The organism is Streptomyces sp. NPDC005925 (assembly GCF_040638805.1).
Taxonomy (GTDB): Bacteria; Actinomycetota; Actinomycetes; order Streptomycetales; family Streptomycetaceae; genus Streptomyces.
The window spans coordinates 201,929-216,635 of record NZ_JBEXVL010000002.1 but is presented as its reverse complement, the minus strand read 5'-3'; the positions used below and the strand labels follow the sequence as shown (position 1 = coordinate 216,635).

Below are 14,707 nucleotides of genomic sequence, written 5' to 3'. Positions count from 1 at the left end.
CGGCACCTACTGATTGGAAGGCACGACCATGGCGGGACCCGTCCTGGAAATGCGCTCGATCGTCAAGACCTTCCCGGGTGTCAAGGCGCTGTCGGACGTCACGCTGACTGTTCGCCAGGGCGAGGTCCACGCCATCTGCGGGGAGAACGGCGCCGGCAAGTCGACCCTGATGAAGGTCCTCTCCGGCGTCCATCCGCACGGCAGCTACGAGGGCGACATCCTCTTCGAGGGGGAGGCCTGCCGGTTCAAGGACATCCGGGCCAGCGAGCAACGCGGCATCGTGATCATCCATCAGGAACTGGCGCTGGTGCCGTTCCTCTCCGTCGCGGAGAACATCTTCCTCGGCAACGAACACGCCAGGCGCGGCGTCATCGACTGGACCGAGACCCTGCGGCACGCCACCGAACTGCTGCGCCGAGTCGGTCTGTCCGACCACCCCGACACCCGCGTCGCCGACATCGGCGTGGGCAAGCAGCAGCTCGTGGAGATCGCGAAGGCGCTGTCGAAGAGGGTGAAGCTGCTCATCCTGGACGAGCCGACGGCGGCGCTGAACGACGAGGACAGCGGCAAGCTCCTCGACCTCATCCTGGAGCTGAAGAACCAGGGCATCACCTCGATCATCATCTCCCACAAGCTGAACGAGATCCGCAGGGTCGCCGACTCGGTGACGATCCTGCGGGACGGGCGGACCATCGAGACGCTCGACGTGAGGGCTCCCGGGACCACGGAGGACCGGATCATCAGCGGCATGGTGGGCCGCGACCTGGAGAACCGCTTCCCGGAGCGCACCCCGCACCGGCCGGAGGAGGGTTCGGCCCCGGCTCTGGAGATCCGGGACTGGACCGTGCACCACCCGATCGACCAGCAGCGCAAGGTCGTCGACAACGTGTCGCTGTCGGTGCGGCGCGGGGAGATCGTCGGCATCGCGGGCCTGATGGGCGCCGGCCGCACCGAGCTCGCGATGAGCGTGTTCGGCCGCAGCTACGGCCGGTACGCGGGCGGCACGGTACTGAAGGACGGCAGGGAGATCCGTACGAAGTCCGTCGCCCAGGCGGTCGGGCACGGCATCGCGTACGTCACCGAGGACCGCAAGCACTACGGCCTGAACCTCATCGACACCATCAACCGCAACATCTCGCTGACCGCGCTCGGCAAGGTCGCCAAGCACGGCGTGGTGGACGAACACGGGGAACGGCAGGTCGCCGAACGGTTCCGGAAATCCATGAACATCAAGGCGCCGACCGTCTTCGAGCCGGTGGGCAAGCTGTCCGGCGGCAACCAGCAGAAGGTCGTCCTCAGCAAGTGGATCTTCGCGGGTCCCGACGTGCTGATCCTCGACGAGCCGACGCGTGGCATCGACGTCGGAGCCAAGTACGAGATCTACACGGTCATCGACCAGCTGGCCGCCGAAGGCAAGGCGGTCGTCTTCATCTCCTCCGAACTGCCGGAACTGCTCGGCATGTGCGACCGCATCTACACGATGGCCGCGGGGCGCCTCACGGGCGAGTTCTCGCGGGCCGAGGCCTCGCAGGAATCGCTGATGCGTCAGATGACGAAGGACAAAGAGGTAACCCGATGAGCACGGATGTGACCGCCAAGACCCCGGCGCCCGGGCCGGTCGGCAAGGGAGGGCCGTCGGGCGGCGACGGGCTGCTCAGGCTGGTGCTGGACGGCATGCGCCGCAACATGCGGCAGTACGGCATGCTGTTCGCGCTCGGTCTGATCGTGGTGCTGTTCGCCGTGTGGACCGAGGGCGACCTGCTGCTGCCGCGCAACGTCTCCAACCTGGTGCTGCAGAACAGCTACATCCTGATCCTGGCGATCGGCATGATGCTCGTCATCATCGCGGGCCACATCGACCTGTCGGTCGGCTCTCTGACGGCGTTCATCGGGTCGATGGCCGCCGTGTTCATGGTGCGGAACGATCTGCCGTGGCCGGTCGCCGTGGTGCTGTGCCTGGTGATCGGCGCGCTCGCGGGCGCCGCGCAGGGCTTCCTCATCGCGTACGGCGGGATACCGTCCTTCATCGTCACCCTCGCGGGCATGCTGATCTTCCGCGGTCTGACGGAGATCTTCCTCGAGGGGCAGACCCTCGGCCCGTTCCCGAACGGTCTGCAGAAGGTCGCCAACGGCTTCCTGCCCGAGGTCGGCCCGGACACGAACTACCACAACCTGACGTTGCTGCTGGGCTTCGCGATGATCGCGTTCGTGGTGTTCCAGGAGGTCCGGGACCGCAAGCGGCAGCAGGAGTTCGCCCTGGAGGTACCGCCCGCCAAGATGTTCGCGCTGAAGCTGATCGCGCTGTCGGCCGCCGTCCTCACCGTGACGATGCTGCTGGCCAGCTACAAGGGCACCCCGATCGTGCTGCTGGTCCTGGGCGGGCTGCTCGTCGGCTTCAGCTACCTGATGCGCAACGCGATCATCGGCCGCCACATCTACGCGATCGGCGGCAACCTGCCGGCGGCGAAGCTGTCGGGCGTGAAGGACAAGAAGGTCACCTTCCTGGTCTTCCTGAACATGGGCATGCTGGCGGCCCTGGCCGGCCTGCTCATCGCGGCCCGGCTGAACGCGGCCTCCCCGAAGGCGGGCCTGAACTTCGAACTGGAGGCCATCGCCTCCTCGTTCATCGGTGGCGCGTCCATGAGCGGCGGTGTCGGCACCGTCCTCGGCGCGATCATCGGCGGTCTCGTCCTCGGCGTGCTGAACAACGGCATGAACCTCCTCGGTGTCGGCACCGACTGGCAGCAGGTCATCAAGGGCCTGGTGCTGCTGGCGGCGGTCGGCTTCGACGTGTGGAACAAGCGCAAGGTCGGTTCGTAGCACGGCATACGGGCCCCCGCCGGACTCCTGCCGGACCGGGCGGGGGCCCTTCGACTCTCCATCGCAGGAGCCGCACATGGAACTGAACAGACGCACGGTCATCGCGGGAGCGGCGGCCGCGGGCATCGCCGCAACGACACTCGGCGGCACGGCGCACGCCACGGGAGGCAGGAAACCGGTGAAGGAACCTTTCGGGACGCTCGCCGACGGCACCAAGGTGCACCGCTGGTCGCTGGAGAACGGCGGCACGCGGATGAAGGTCCTCTCCTACGGCGGCATCGTGCAGGCCCTGGAGATCCCCGACAGCCGGGGCCGCTACCGCAACGTCTCCCTCGGCTTCGACAACCTGGACGACTACGTCGCCTCCAGCCCGTACTTCGGCGCGCTCATCGGCCGCTACGGCAACCGCATCGACAAGGGCAGATTCACCCTCGACGGCACGGACCACCAGGTCTCCGTCAACGACGGGGAGAACAGCCTGCACGGCGGCGCGCAGGGCTTCGACAAGCGCGTGTGGGACGTCGAGCCGTTCAGCCAGGGCGCCGACGTCGGCCTGCGCATGTACTGGACGAGCGTCGACGGCGAGATGGGCTACCCGGGCACGCTCAGGGCGAAGGTCACGTACACGCTCACCCGGGACGGCGACTGGCACATCGACTACGAGGCGACCACCGACAAGGCCACGGTCGTCAACCTCACCAGCCACGTGTACTGGAACCTGGGCGGCGAGGGCAGCGGTTCGGTCTACGACCACGAGCTGTCGATCGCCGCGGCCCGCTACACGCCGGTCGACCCGGGGCTGATCCCCACGGGCGAACTGGCGAAGGTCGCGGGCACGCCGTTCGACTTCCGCCGGGCCAAGGCGGTCGGCCGGGACATCCGCGTCGCGCACGAGCAACTGCTGTACGGCAAGGGCCTCGACCACAACTGGGTCCTGGACAAGGGGATCACCTCGCAGCCCGAGCACGCCGCCACGCTCCGCGACCCGTCGTCGGGGCGCACCCTGAGGATCGCGACGACCCAGCCGGGCCTGCAGTTCTACTCGGGCAACTTCCTCGACGGCACGCTCGTGGGCACCGGCGGCTCCGTCTACCGGCAGGGCGACGCGCTGTGCCTGGAGACACAGCACTTCCCGGACTCGCCGAACCAGCCGTCGTTCCCGTCGACGGTGCTGCGCCCGGGGCAGACGTACCGGACGACGACGGTGCACACGTTCGGCGCGTGAGCACCTCCGGCGCCGGCACGCGCCGCCTCTCCGCGAGGTGAACATCCGCGCCGGTGGCTCCGTACGACGGGACGGCCCGTGCTTCCCCCGGCACGGGCCGTCCCGTCGTTCCGGAGCCCCCGGCCCGGCGGCCGCGGGGCACCCGGTGCACGTGCCCCGCGGCGGTCGTACGAGACTCCTTGCTCCCCTCGTCGCGGCGTGGGGGTGCCGTACGTGGAGAATGTCCGGCACGTACGGCGGTCCGGCGGCACCCGCGGGACCCTGCACCACAGGAGGGCGCACCCTTGGAGCTCAGCAGACGGACATTCAGTGCGCTGGCCGGCACGACGGTGCTCGGCCTGGCACTGAGCGGCAGCGCCTTGGAGGTGCCCGGCACGCGCAGGGCATCCCGCGTGACCACGGGGCCCGCCCCGCAGCCCCCGTCGGCGGACGGCATGCGGCACGACATAGACGTCGACCGGTACTCGCTCGTGGTCGACGGCCGGCGGGTCGTGCTGTGGTCCGGCGAGTTCGACCCGTTCCGGCTGCCCAGCCCGTCCCTGTGGCGCGACCTCCTGCAGAAGATGCGCGCCCACGGGTACAACGCGGTGAGCGCACGCGTCCCGTGGAACGTCCACGCCTTCGGGCCCCACCGGTACGACTTCACCGGGGTCCGCGACCTCGACCTGTTCCTGCGCCTGGCCACCGAGGCACGGCTGTACGTGCTGCTGCGGCGCGGGCCCTCCGTCGGCGCCGACGTGGACGCGGGCGGGCTGCCCGGCTGGCTGACGGGGCGGGTGCACGGCGACGCGGACCCGGAGTTCCGGCGGCACGTCGACGGCTGGCTCGCCGCGGTGGACCGGATCGTCGTCCGGCACGAGTACGCCAGGGGGCGCGGCACGGTCCTGCCGTACTGGATCACGGACATGGTGCGCGAGACCCGTGGCGACGGGCCCGACGCGTGGGGCGGGCCGGGGTACGCGGCACTGCGGCGCGCCCACGGCCCCACCCACGAACGGCGCACGCTGCTCGCCGCGTTCGGCGGCGGGCCCGCCCTGCACGACACCCGCCCCGCGTTCGGGGGCACGTCGTGGGGCTGGCTGCCGTCGTCGGGCCGCTACTCGTCCAACGACCGCGCGGCGCTCTTCGACGAGGCCCGGGGCGCCACGCCCGCGCTCGCCGCGACGCACCAGCTCGGTCACCTGCTGCGGACGGTGCCCGACCTGGCCCGGCTGGACCGGGCGGCCCGGGTGCGCCCCTCCGACGACCGGGTCGCCGTGCACCACCTGCGCAACCCCGACACCGGCGCCCACCTCTACGTCCTGCGCAACGACACCGCCGAGCCGGTCTCCACCACCCTGCCCCGCACCCCCGTCGAGGTGCCGGTCACCGTCCCGGCCCGCGACGCCAAGCTGATCGCCGCCGGGCTGGAACTGGCCGGGCGGACCCTCGCGTACTGCACGGCGCAGCCCATGCTGGCCGGCACCTTCGGCGACATGGACGTCATGGTGTTCGCGGGCCGGCACCGCGAGACGGAACAAGTCGTCGTGGAGTACCCGGAGGAGCCGGTGCCCACCCGGCTGGACGCGGAGGCGGCCTGGGTGTTCAGCCGCGGCCGGCTGTACGTGACGGTGCCGCTCGGGGTGGGCGGGCTGTGCCGGGTGCGGGTCGACGGCGGCGGCTTCGACCGGCCGCTGCTGCTGATCTTCGCCGACGACGCCGCGTCGCTGCGCCTGTGGCCCTGCGAGACGCCGTCGGGCCGGGTCCTGGTGTACGGCCCGGCGCTGCTGCGCAAGGCGTCCGTGCGGGACTCGGCGGTCCGGCTCACCGGCGACACGATCGCCCCGACCGGCCTCGAGGTGTGGGGGCCCGGCGGGACCGGCGAGGTCCACTGGAACGGCCGTCCGGTGCGCACGACGCTCAGCCGCTCACAGAGCCTGGTGGCCGAGCGGCTGCTGCCGGGCGCGCCCCGGCCCGCGCTGCCCGCGCTCGACGGCTGGCGGCGCCGCGCCGAGAACCCCGAGGCCGACCCCGGTTTCGACGACGGGGCGTGGCCCGTCGCGGACAAGAAGACGTCGGGCAGTACGACGCCGGTGCCCCACGGGCAGCCGGTGCTGTTCGCGGACGACTACGGCTTCCCGTACGGCGACGTCTGGTACCGGGGCCGTTTCACGGGCGCCGAGTCCCTGGGGTCGGTGTCCCTCACCTACCGCACCGGCACGCAGGGGCTGTTGATGGCCTGGCTGGACGGCCGTCCGCTGGGCACGCACCGGATGCCGGTGCCCGGCCGGGACTCGCCGGGCACGTGGGAGGACACGGCCCGCTTCGAGGTGCCGTGGGCGTCCCGTACGGACGGCCCGCATGTGCTGTCCGTCCTCGTGCGGCCCATGCAGCACGACGACGACGGCACGGCGGCCCGCGGGCTGACCGGCGTCACCTTCCACAGCGCCGGCGCCTTCGCGGGCCCCGCCCCGCGGGTGAGGTGGCGGATCCGGGGCACGGCCGGACTCGACCCCGTGCGCGGGCCGCTGAACACCGGGGGGCTGTACGGCGAGCGCCACGGCTGGCACCTGCCCGGCGCCGCCGAGCACGGCTGGACGAGGACCGCCCTGCCGCGCGAGGAACGGGCCAGGCAGGGCGTGACCTGGTACCGGACCGACTTCCGTCCGGCCGTCCCGGCGGGCGTGGACGCGTCGGTCGGGCTGACCCTCGGTGACGACCGGAGCCACGCCTGGCGCGCGCAGGTCTTCCTCAACGGCTGGAACCTGGGCCAGTACGTCAACGACGTGGGCCCCCAGCACACCTTCGTACTCCCGAACGGCATCCTGCGCACCCGCGGCGACAACACCCTCGCCCTCGCGGTCCTCTCCGACGGCCGCACGCCGTCGGGCCCCCGTGAGGTGCGGCTGACGCTGCTGGGCTGCTCGGCCGGAGGGGTGCCGGTGGCGCTGGTGGACTCCCCCGGACGCTGAGCCCGGTGCTCGGGCCGGGCGGCGGGGATCGGGCCGGCCGGAACACGTTCCTACGCGGCCTCGAACAGGTGGCGGAAAGCGGGGCTCCACGCCGTCCCGCCGTCCGGCACCCACGACCTCGGACAGGTGGCGGGAAGCCGGGCGTTCGCGCGTCCGGCCGTCCGGCGCCGCGGCCTCGAACAGGTGGCGGGGACGCATGACGCGGACAGTTCCGGCCGCGTACCCTCCGAACAGGCCGCCGTGGGGCGGCGAGAAGGGGGTGCGATGGTGTTCGCGGGCGCGCTGAGGAGGGCGTCCCGGGTCGTCTCGGCGCTGCGGCGCCCGAGGAGCGGCTCCGCCATGCGCGACCTGGCGTCCGGCCTGGCCGAGGCGATCCGCTCCGGAGACCGGCCCCCCGCCGACGTGGGGGCGCTGTGCCGGGCGCTGTGCGAGGAGATGAGCGCGCGGCGCGGCGGGCGGCCCGTGGAGCTGCGGTTCGAACGCTTCCCGGACGAGATCGAGGTGACGGGACTCTCGATGGAGTTCCAGGACTTCGACCTCGTCATCGTGGAGGAACGCGCCGAGGCCCTCCAGCAACTGGTCATCCTCGGGCACGAGTTGTGGCACCTGGAGGCCGGTCACCGCCACCACCACGCCGCCGGCACGGCCGCCGCCCGCGCGCTGGCCGGGGGTCCCGGCTGGCGCGACGGCGCCCTGACCGTCGCGGCCCGTGACGGCTCCCGCGAGGCGGACGAGGCGGAGGCGGACGACTTCGGTCTCCGGCTGGCGGCGGCGCTGCGGCCGTACCTGCCGGGGGAGGGTGGAAGCGGGGGCGCGGTCCGCCGCCCCGCGGTCCTCGGCCCCATCCAGAGGTCCCTCGGCTACCGGGGACGCGGAGGTACGGCGCGGTGACGCACGCCCCCGATGCGGCGGGCGCCGTCACCGGCTCCGCCGCGGGTCACGCGCAGTGGGCCGCCGGCCGGGCCCGGCTGACGACGGACTGGGCCGGGCTGACGGTGGACCCTGCCGGGCTGACGGCCGACCCGGCGCGGCTGACCGCGGACCCGGCCGAGTGGCTCAGCGGACTGTCGGTCTCCTTCTGGCTGCCGACGCTGGTGCTGGGCGCCGCCCTGGCGCTCAAGCTGCCCAGCATCGTCAAGATGTGGCGGGACCCGCTGCTGCGGGCCGTCGGCGGCCTGCTGCTGTTCGGCTGCGCGGTGTTCGTCTTCGCCGCGCCCGGCACGATCGCCTGGACCAACCGCGTCACCGGCGTGCCGAACATCTCCGCGCCCTGGGTGTACTCCCTGCTGACCGCGCTCAGCGCGTCCTGGCTGCTGCTGATCATCGCCTGGCGCAACGGCCTCCACGACCGCTCGGAAGAGACGCAGCGCGCGACCCGCTGGGTGGTGTCCGTGTACGCCGGGGTGGTCGTCACCCTGTGGATCCTGTTCTGGCTCGCGGACGCGCCCGTCGAACGGCTCCAGGACCTCGACACGTACTACGCCACCACGCCCTTCATGCGCGAGCAGATCCTGCTCTACCTGACCGCGCACACCGTGGCCTGCGCCGTCACGGCCCGGCTCATCTGGAACTGGATCCGCACCGACGGGCTCGACGCGTGGCTGCGCGCGGGCCTGCGGTTCCTGGGCGTCGGGTACGCGTCGAACCTGTTCTTCGACGCGTCCAAGCTGACGGCGGTCGTCGCCCGCTGGGCAGGGCGGGACCTGGACTGGCTGAGCACGTACGTGGCGCCGTCGGCCGCCTGCGTCTCGGCGACACTCGTCGCGGTCGGTTTCATCATCCCGCACGCCGGTCAGTACCTTCACGAGCACTGGCGGGTCCGGCGCGAGCACCGGCGGCTGCGCCCGCTGTACCGGCTGATGCGGACCGTCACCGGCCGCCGCGAGCCGTACGCGCTGCGCACCACCGCCCAGCTGCGGCTGATCCGCCGCGAGACGTTCATCCGTGACGGGCTCCTCCAGTTGGCCCGGTACCTCGACGAGGACCTGCGCGACCGGTCCCACCGGGCCGCCCTCGCCCTGGGCCGTCCCCCCGCGCGGGCCCGCGCCCTGGCCGCCGCGGTGACGATCCTGGCGGCGGTCGACGCCCGGGAGCGGTCCCCGGAGTCCGAGGACTCGGGCCCCGTGCCCGCACCGGCCGGGGCGTCCGAACCGTCCGAACCGTCCGGACCGCACGGGAGCTCCCGACCGCACGGGCCGTCGGGACCGCACGGGCCGTCCGAACCGTCCGCGCCGGACACGACGTACTTGCTGCGGGAGATCCAGGACGTGTCCCGGGCCCTTCGCCGTCCCGACGACATCGAGGCGGTACGCGCCCGCGCGACCGCACTGGCAGAGAGCGTGCGCGCGCATGAGTGAACGTCCCGGGCGTCCGGACCGTCCCGCCCCCGTCAGAACCGCACTCGTGCTGGGCGGGTCCCACGCCGGCATGCTCGCCGCGAGCGCGCTCGCCGGGTGCGCCGACCGCGTCGTGGTCGTCGAGCGCGACGTCCTGCCCGACGGGCCCGTGCCCCGCAAGGGGCTGCCGCAGGCGCGCCACGCCCACATGCTGTGGTCGGGCGGCGCCCTCGCCCTCGAGGAACTCCTGCCGGGCGTCACGGCCGCGCTGCGGGACGCCGGGGCGCGTCGGCTGCCGGTCACCACGGACGTGGTCGCCCTCTCGTCGCAGGGCTGGTTCCGTCGCTGGCCCGAGTCGCACCACGTGGTCCTGGCCGGGCGCGACCTGCTGGACGCGACGATCCGCGCACGCGTCCTGGCCGACCCGCGCGTGGAGGTGCTCACCGGCACGGAGGTACTGGGCCTGACGGGAACGGCCGCCGCCGTCACGGGCGTACGCGTCCGCGAGAACAGCCGCGGGAGCGGCGGGTGCGCAGTGCGCGGCGGCACCGGGCGCACCCTCACCGCCGGCCTGGTCGTGGACGCCACGGGGCGCGGCTCGCAGGCCGCCAAGTGGCTCGCCCTCCTCGGGCTGCCCGAGCCGCGGCGCCGGGAGGTCGACTCGGGGCTCGCCTACGTCAGCCGCCTGTTCCTCGCGCCGGAGGACGCCCGGGACGGGTTCCCGGTGGTCAACGTGCAGCCCGACCCGCGCGACGGCGGCCCCGGCCGGGCGGGCTTCCTGCTGCCCGTCGAGGACGGCCGCTGGATCGTCACCCTCTCCGGCACGCGCGGCGGCGAACCGTCGTCGGACGCCGCCGACTTCGTGCCGTTCGCCCGCGACCGGCTGCGGCACCCGCTGATCGGGAAACTGCTGGAGCGCGCCGAGCCCCTCTCCGGTGTCTCCTTCACCCGCGCCACCGTGAACCGCCGCACCTACTACGAGCGGATGCCGGCCTGGCCCGAGAACTTCACCGTCCTCGGCGACGCCCTCGCCGCCTTCAACCCGGTCTACGGCCACGGCCTCTCGGTCGCCGCCCAGTGCGCGCTGAGCCTGCGGGACGTGGTCCGGCGGCACGGCTGGGGGGCGCCCGGCCTGTCACTCCGCGTGCAGAAGGCGGCGGCCCGGCCGGTCGCCGCGGCCTGGGACCTGGCCATCGGCCAGGACGTGTTCTACCCGGGTGCGACGGCCGGCGGCCCCACCCTGCGCGACCGCCTCGTCGCCGCGTACGTCGACCGTCTGATGCTCACGGCCACGGGCAACGGCCGCATCGCCCGCCGCGTCACCGACGTGACGTCGCTGGAACGCCGCGCGGAGACGCTGCTGACGCCGGACATGCTGCTGGCGGCGCTGGTGGGCCCGCTGAAGCCGCGGCTGACGGGCCCGCCGCTCACGTCGGAGGAACGCAAGGCGGCGGGCCTGGCGTAAGCCACGGGCGGGCCTGCCGTGCGGGTCATCCCGCGAAGGCCGGTTGCGGCATCCCCCGCCCCGCGTCCGGTACCACCAGCAGGGAGCCGGCCAGCGGCGGAGCCGGGTCGAGACCGACGCGGGCGGTCGTGACGTACAGGTCGGTCAGGCCGGCGCCGCCGAAGGCGCAGGCGGTCACGCGCGGCACCGGCAGTCCGACCACCCGGTCCAGCGTCCCGTCCGGCGTGTAGCGGCGTACCGCCCCGCCGTCCCACAGGGCGACCCACACGCACCCGTCGGCGTCCACGGTGAGCCCGTCGGGGAAACCCGCCCCGTCCTCGATGACGGCGAGCGCCCGCCGGTTCGTCACCCGCCCTTCTTCGTACGCGAAGACGTCGATACGCCGGGTGGGCGAGTCGACGTAGTACATCAGCCGGCCGTCGGGGCTCCAGCCGGTGCCGTTGCTGACGGTCACGCCGGGCAGGACGACCTCGGCCCTGCCGTCGCCGGTGACCCGGGACAGCGTGCCGCCGCCCGGCGCCTCGTCGTACCGCATCGTGCCCGCCCACAGGGAACCGTCGGGCGCCACGGCCGCGTCGTTGGCGCGCCGGCCGGGGACGGCCTCCCGGCGCAGCCAGCGGAAGGCACCGTCGGGGTCGAGAAGTGCGATGCCGTCCCGCAGGTTGAGGACGAGCCCGCCGCCCGCGCGCGGCTTGACGGCACCGACGTGCTGGCCGGTGGTACGGACGCGGCGCCGCCCGGTGGCGGGGTCGTAGCCGTGCAGGCGGGAGCCGAGGATGTCGATCCACAGCAGCCGTCCGGCCGCCGCGTCCCACGTGGGCCCCTCGCCGAGCGCGGCCCCGGCCCGCACCGCCACCTCGTAGCCGCTCATACGACGCTCCGGTGGCCGAGCCGCTCCGACAGGTCGGCGGCGCCCTTGACGGCGAGCCGCTCCAGTTCGGCGAGGCGGTCCTCGCTCCAGCGGATCATCGGCACCGAGATGGACAGGGCGGCGACGACCTGCCCGGTGCGGTCGCGTACGGGCGCGGCGACGCAGGAGACGTCCGGGTTGGACTCCCGGTTCTCGACCGCGACACCGCGCTCCCGGATCCCGGCGAGGCTTTCGCGCAGCACGGCCGGATCGGTGATGCTGTTCGGCGTCATCCCGGCGAGCTGGGCACCGTCGGGGATGCGTGCGGCGAGCTCCGTGCCGGGGAGGGAGGCCAGCAGCATCTTGCCGACGGAGGTGCAGTGCGCGGGCAGCCTGCGCCCGGCCGCGGACACCATGCGCACCGCGTGCGTGGAGTCGACCTTGGCGATGTAGATGACGTCGGTGTCCTCGAGGATCGCCACGTGCACGGTCTCGTCGCAGGTCTCGGCGACGGTCCGGGCGACCTGCTGCCCCTCGGCGGCCAGGTCGAGCTGCTCGGAGTAGCGGGCGCCGAGCTGGTACGGCCGTACGCCGAGCCGGTACCGTCCGGGCTGTCCCTGCACGGGGACGACGTACTTCCGGGCGGCGAGTGTGGTGACCAGCTCGTGCACGGTGGTGCGGGGCAGCTGGAGCCTGCGCACGATGTCGGGTGCGGACAGCGTCCCGTCCCCGTCGAGGAAGAGCTCGAGTATGTCGAGAGCCCGGGTCACGGCTGGTACGAGTCGTCCCACGACCGGCCCCCTCTCTGTCGGTGGGTCTCAGGCGCCTGTGTTCGAGATTTCAACAGGCGATCGGCATGACGAACACAGGCTAGTCACACCGCGTTTTTGCGGGCAATGGTCAGGCGCACATCGCCGCCCGCGGGACGCTCCGCGTGCGCACCGCGGGAACGCGTCGAGCACTCCGGCGTACGACCCGCACCGGGTGTCCACCGATTCCCAACATGGCGTACACCGCCCCTCATTGAGCACTACAGTCCTCCCACGTGCGACATGTCACACCAGTCGCACGGCGGAGATACGGCAGAGGGCCGATGCGGACGGCGGGCACCCGTCTGCCTCGAGTCGGTGATCCTGGGGGTTTCATGCGGGACATGGTCAAGGGAGCGAACGTCACGCTGTCGTCGCTGAGCGAGAGCACCGGGTCGGTGATCGTCAGTCTGGAGTGGGCCACCTCGGCCCAGGACAGGTGCCACAGGGCCACCTCATCCGTAGCGTCGACGACGCCGTGCAGCGGTTCTCCACCACGGTGGTGGTCCACCTCCGACCGCCCGGAAACCCGCCGCCCGGAGCCCCGCCGGACCGCGGTCAAGGCGACCGCCGGGGCAGGAGCCTGAGCGAGGGCCGAGCGGAGGCTGAGGGGGCGGGGGGTACCCGCCCACGAGCCCGGACGGTCCCGCCCATGAGCCCGGGACCGGTGCCGCCCGGCCCGGGACCTGTGCCGCCCGTGGCACGGGGCCGGTGCGCGACGATGGGGCGCATGCCTTCCGGAAAGCGTCCCGCCGGCCCGGCCGGTCCGTTCACCCCGCTCGACTTCCAGCTGGTGCTGCTGCGCCGGATGGCCGACCACAATCCGGGCCTGGTGGAGGACGCCCGGCACGAGCTGGGTGCCTCCGTCGCACAGATGCGGGAGGCCAACCGGCGCTGGCAGGCGATGGTCCGCTCGCCGCGTTCCCGCTCGGCCGCGGGCCGGTACCGCTCGGTGCTGGGCGAGCCCGAGTCGGTGGCGCGGCGCCGGGTGGGCGACCTGGACTGCGAGGCCCGCCTGTGGCGGCTGCCGCTCTGGCCGGACCTGCGTTTCGAGGTGCTGCTCGCCCCGGACGGCGTGGTCTGGAACGAGTGGCTGGTCCGCGCGCCGGGCGCCCGGCCGCCCCTCCTGCGCGCCCTGGAGGACCTCGCCCCCTGGTCGTGCACGATCGACGAGGCGGCCCGCGCCTTCTCCCCGGCCCGCCCTCTGCAGGGCACGGCCCCCACCCGCTGGGGCCTGGCGTTCACCGCGCCGGACCGCCGGGGCGTACGGCACGAGGTGGCCGCCGAGTTCACCTGGGGCCTGCTGCAGCGGACGGCGGTCAGCGGCGGGCGGCCGTGAGCACCGCCTCGACGACCCGCGGGACGGACGCCGTGTGCAGCGACAGGAACAGATGGGGCTCCACGAGTTCGAGTTCCATCACGACCGGTTCCCCGTCCCGGCCGGTCACGAGGTCGGCGCGGGCGTACAGCAGGCCGGACCCGCCCGTCACGGCGGCCGGTACGGCGGCCAGGGCGCGCCCGGCGACGGAGAGTTCGGCCGGGGTCGGTGTCCAGGTCTCCAGGCCCGGGTGGGCGACCTTCTTCTTGTCGTAGGGCGTGCCGAGTGCGAGCACGGCACCCTTGCGCGCTGCGTGCAGCAGCCGGCCGCCGAAGAACTGCAGGGCCCGTTCGCCCTCCGTGTCGACGCTCGCGACGTACGGCTGGATCATCGCCGTGAACCCCTCGGCGTGCATCCGCGCGACCTGCGCGGCGGCGGTGTCCCGCTCCCCCGGCCGGTAGCGCGCGGCGAACCGGGCGCCGGCCCCGGCGGTGGGCTTGACGACGTACTCGTGGTCTCCGGGTGGATCGAAGGGGTCGCCGGGTGCGACGTACCGGGTGGGGACGACCGGCACCCCGGCCGCGGCCAGCTCGCCGAGGTAGCGCTTGTCGGTGTTCCAGCGGACGACTCCGGCCGGGTTCCGCAGCCGCGTGACCTTCCCGCAGGTCTCCGCCCACGCCGCGAACTCGGCGGCGCGCCGGCTGTAGTCCCAGGTGGAGCGTATGAGGACGAGGTCGAAGACCCCCCAGTCGACGCCGGGGTCGTCCCACACCTCGGCCGACACCCGCGCCCCGGCCCCCCGCAGGGCCTCCAGCAGCACCGGAAGATCCGGGTCGACGCTGACGTCGGGGCCGGGCCGGCAGGTGACGAGGGCGATGCGGGGCACGGGGACTCCTCCTCGGCGCGCGAACAGGTGAGCGAACGGCAGGCTAG

Annotated in this window: 11 protein-coding genes; 8 read left to right on the top strand and 3 right to left on the bottom strand. The window is 73.3% G+C overall.

From position 1 onward, the window contains the following. Nucleotides 1–28: 28 nt before the first annotated feature. The 7 genes from mmsA to ABZ354_RS03645 all read left to right on the top strand — a co-directional run bounded on the left by mmsA (nucleotide 29) and on the right by ABZ354_RS03645 (nucleotide 10,797). Nucleotides 29–1,579 (top strand): multiple monosaccharide ABC transporter ATP-binding protein, encoded by a 1,551-nt coding sequence (gene mmsA, locus ABZ354_RS03675; RefSeq protein ID WP_358652543.1) that lies wholly within the window; start codon nucleotides 29–31, stop codon nucleotides 1,577–1,579. Then, nucleotides 1,576–2,820 (top strand): multiple monosaccharide ABC transporter permease, encoded by a 1,245-nt coding sequence (gene mmsB / locus ABZ354_RS03670; protein ID WP_358652541.1) that lies wholly within the window; start codon nucleotides 1,576–1,578, stop codon nucleotides 2,818–2,820. Before mmsA ends, mmsB begins: the two co-directional genes overlap by 4 nt. Nucleotides 2,821–2,896: 76 nt before the next feature. Continuing rightward, nucleotides 2,897–4,045, top strand: coding sequence for an aldose epimerase family protein (locus tag ABZ354_RS03665; RefSeq protein WP_358652539.1), 1,149 nt, complete (start codon nucleotides 2,897–2,899; stop codon nucleotides 4,043–4,045). A 284-nt stretch (nucleotides 4,046–4,329) separates the two neighbouring features. Next, entirely contained in the window at nucleotides 4,330–6,996 is a 2,667-nt protein-coding gene (locus ABZ354_RS03660; RefSeq protein WP_358652537.1) for a beta galactosidase jelly roll domain-containing protein, read from the top strand. 264 nt (nucleotides 6,997–7,260) lie between these two features. Next, nucleotides 7,261–7,887 (top strand): toxin-antitoxin system, toxin component family protein, encoded by a 627-nt coding sequence (locus tag ABZ354_RS03655; protein ID WP_358652535.1) that lies wholly within the window; start codon nucleotides 7,261–7,263, stop codon nucleotides 7,885–7,887. Nucleotides 7,888–8,027: 140 nt separating this feature from the next. Next, entirely contained in the window at nucleotides 8,028–9,353 is a 1,326-nt protein-coding gene (locus ABZ354_RS03650) for an MAB_1171c family putative transporter (RefSeq protein ID WP_358653135.1), read from the top strand. A gap of 70 nt (nucleotides 9,354–9,423) precedes the next feature. Then, nucleotides 9,424–10,797 carry a pyridine nucleotide-disulfide oxidoreductase gene (locus ABZ354_RS03645; protein WP_358653134.1) on the top strand — a complete coding sequence of 458 codons (1,374 nt, stop codon included), beginning with the start codon at nucleotides 9,424–9,426 and terminating at the stop codon, nucleotides 10,795–10,797. 25 nt (nucleotides 10,798–10,822) lie between these two features. Here ABZ354_RS03645 and ABZ354_RS03640 read toward each other — a convergent pair whose 3' ends face one another. Both ABZ354_RS03640 and ABZ354_RS03635 read right to left on the bottom strand, forming a co-directional pair. After that, nucleotides 10,823–11,668, bottom strand: coding sequence for an SMP-30/gluconolactonase/LRE family protein (locus ABZ354_RS03640; RefSeq protein ID WP_358652533.1), 846 nt, complete (start codon nucleotides 11,666–11,668; stop codon nucleotides 10,823–10,825). Further along, the gene (locus tag ABZ354_RS03635) at nucleotides 11,665–12,438 is read right to left on the bottom strand and encodes an IclR family transcriptional regulator (protein ID WP_358652532.1); all 774 of its coding nucleotides are present in this window, start codon (nucleotides 12,436–12,438) and stop codon (nucleotides 11,665–11,667) included. Before ABZ354_RS03635 ends, ABZ354_RS03640 begins: the two co-directional genes overlap by 4 nt. A gap of 739 nt (nucleotides 12,439–13,177) precedes the next feature. Between ABZ354_RS03635 and ABZ354_RS03630 the strand changes: the two genes are divergently transcribed. Then, a complete protein-coding gene (locus ABZ354_RS03630; RefSeq protein WP_358652531.1) occupies nucleotides 13,178–13,795 on the top strand; it encodes a hypothetical protein in 618 nt (205 codons plus the stop codon). Here ABZ354_RS03630 and ABZ354_RS03625 read toward each other — a convergent pair. Beyond that, nucleotides 13,776–14,660 (bottom strand): hypothetical protein, encoded by an 885-nt coding sequence (locus tag ABZ354_RS03625; protein WP_358652530.1) that lies wholly within the window; start codon nucleotides 14,658–14,660, stop codon nucleotides 13,776–13,778. The genes ABZ354_RS03630 and ABZ354_RS03625 overlap by 20 nt on opposite strands. Between the last annotated feature and the right edge of the window lie 47 nt (nucleotides 14,661–14,707).

What these genes read in the sequence shown, in the direction of transcription:
- mmsA (WP_358652543.1), top strand. Translation starts at nt 29, where the DNA reads ATGGCGGGACCCGTCCTGGAAATGCGCTCGATCGTCAAGACCTTCCCG.
- mmsB (WP_358652541.1), top strand. Translation starts at nt 1,576, where the DNA reads ATGAGCACGGATGTGACCGCCAAGACCCCGGCGCCCGGGCCGGTCGGC.
- ABZ354_RS03665 (WP_358652539.1), top strand. Translation starts at nt 2,897, where the DNA reads ATGGAACTGAACAGACGCACGGTCATCGCGGGAGCGGCGGCCGCGGGC.
- ABZ354_RS03655 (WP_358652535.1), top strand. Translation starts at nt 7,261, where the DNA reads ATGGTGTTCGCGGGCGCGCTGAGGAGGGCGTCCCGGGTCGTCTCGGCG.
- ABZ354_RS03645 (WP_358653134.1), top strand. Translation starts at nt 9,424, where the DNA reads ATGCTCGCCGCGAGCGCGCTCGCCGGGTGCGCCGACCGCGTCGTGGTC.
- ABZ354_RS03640 (WP_358652533.1), bottom strand. Translation starts at nt 11,668, where the DNA reads ATGAGCGGCTACGAGGTGGCGGTGCGGGCCGGGGCCGCGCTCGGCGAG.
- ABZ354_RS03630 (WP_358652531.1), top strand. Translation starts at nt 13,178, where the DNA reads ATGGGGCGCATGCCTTCCGGAAAGCGTCCCGCCGGCCCGGCCGGTCCG.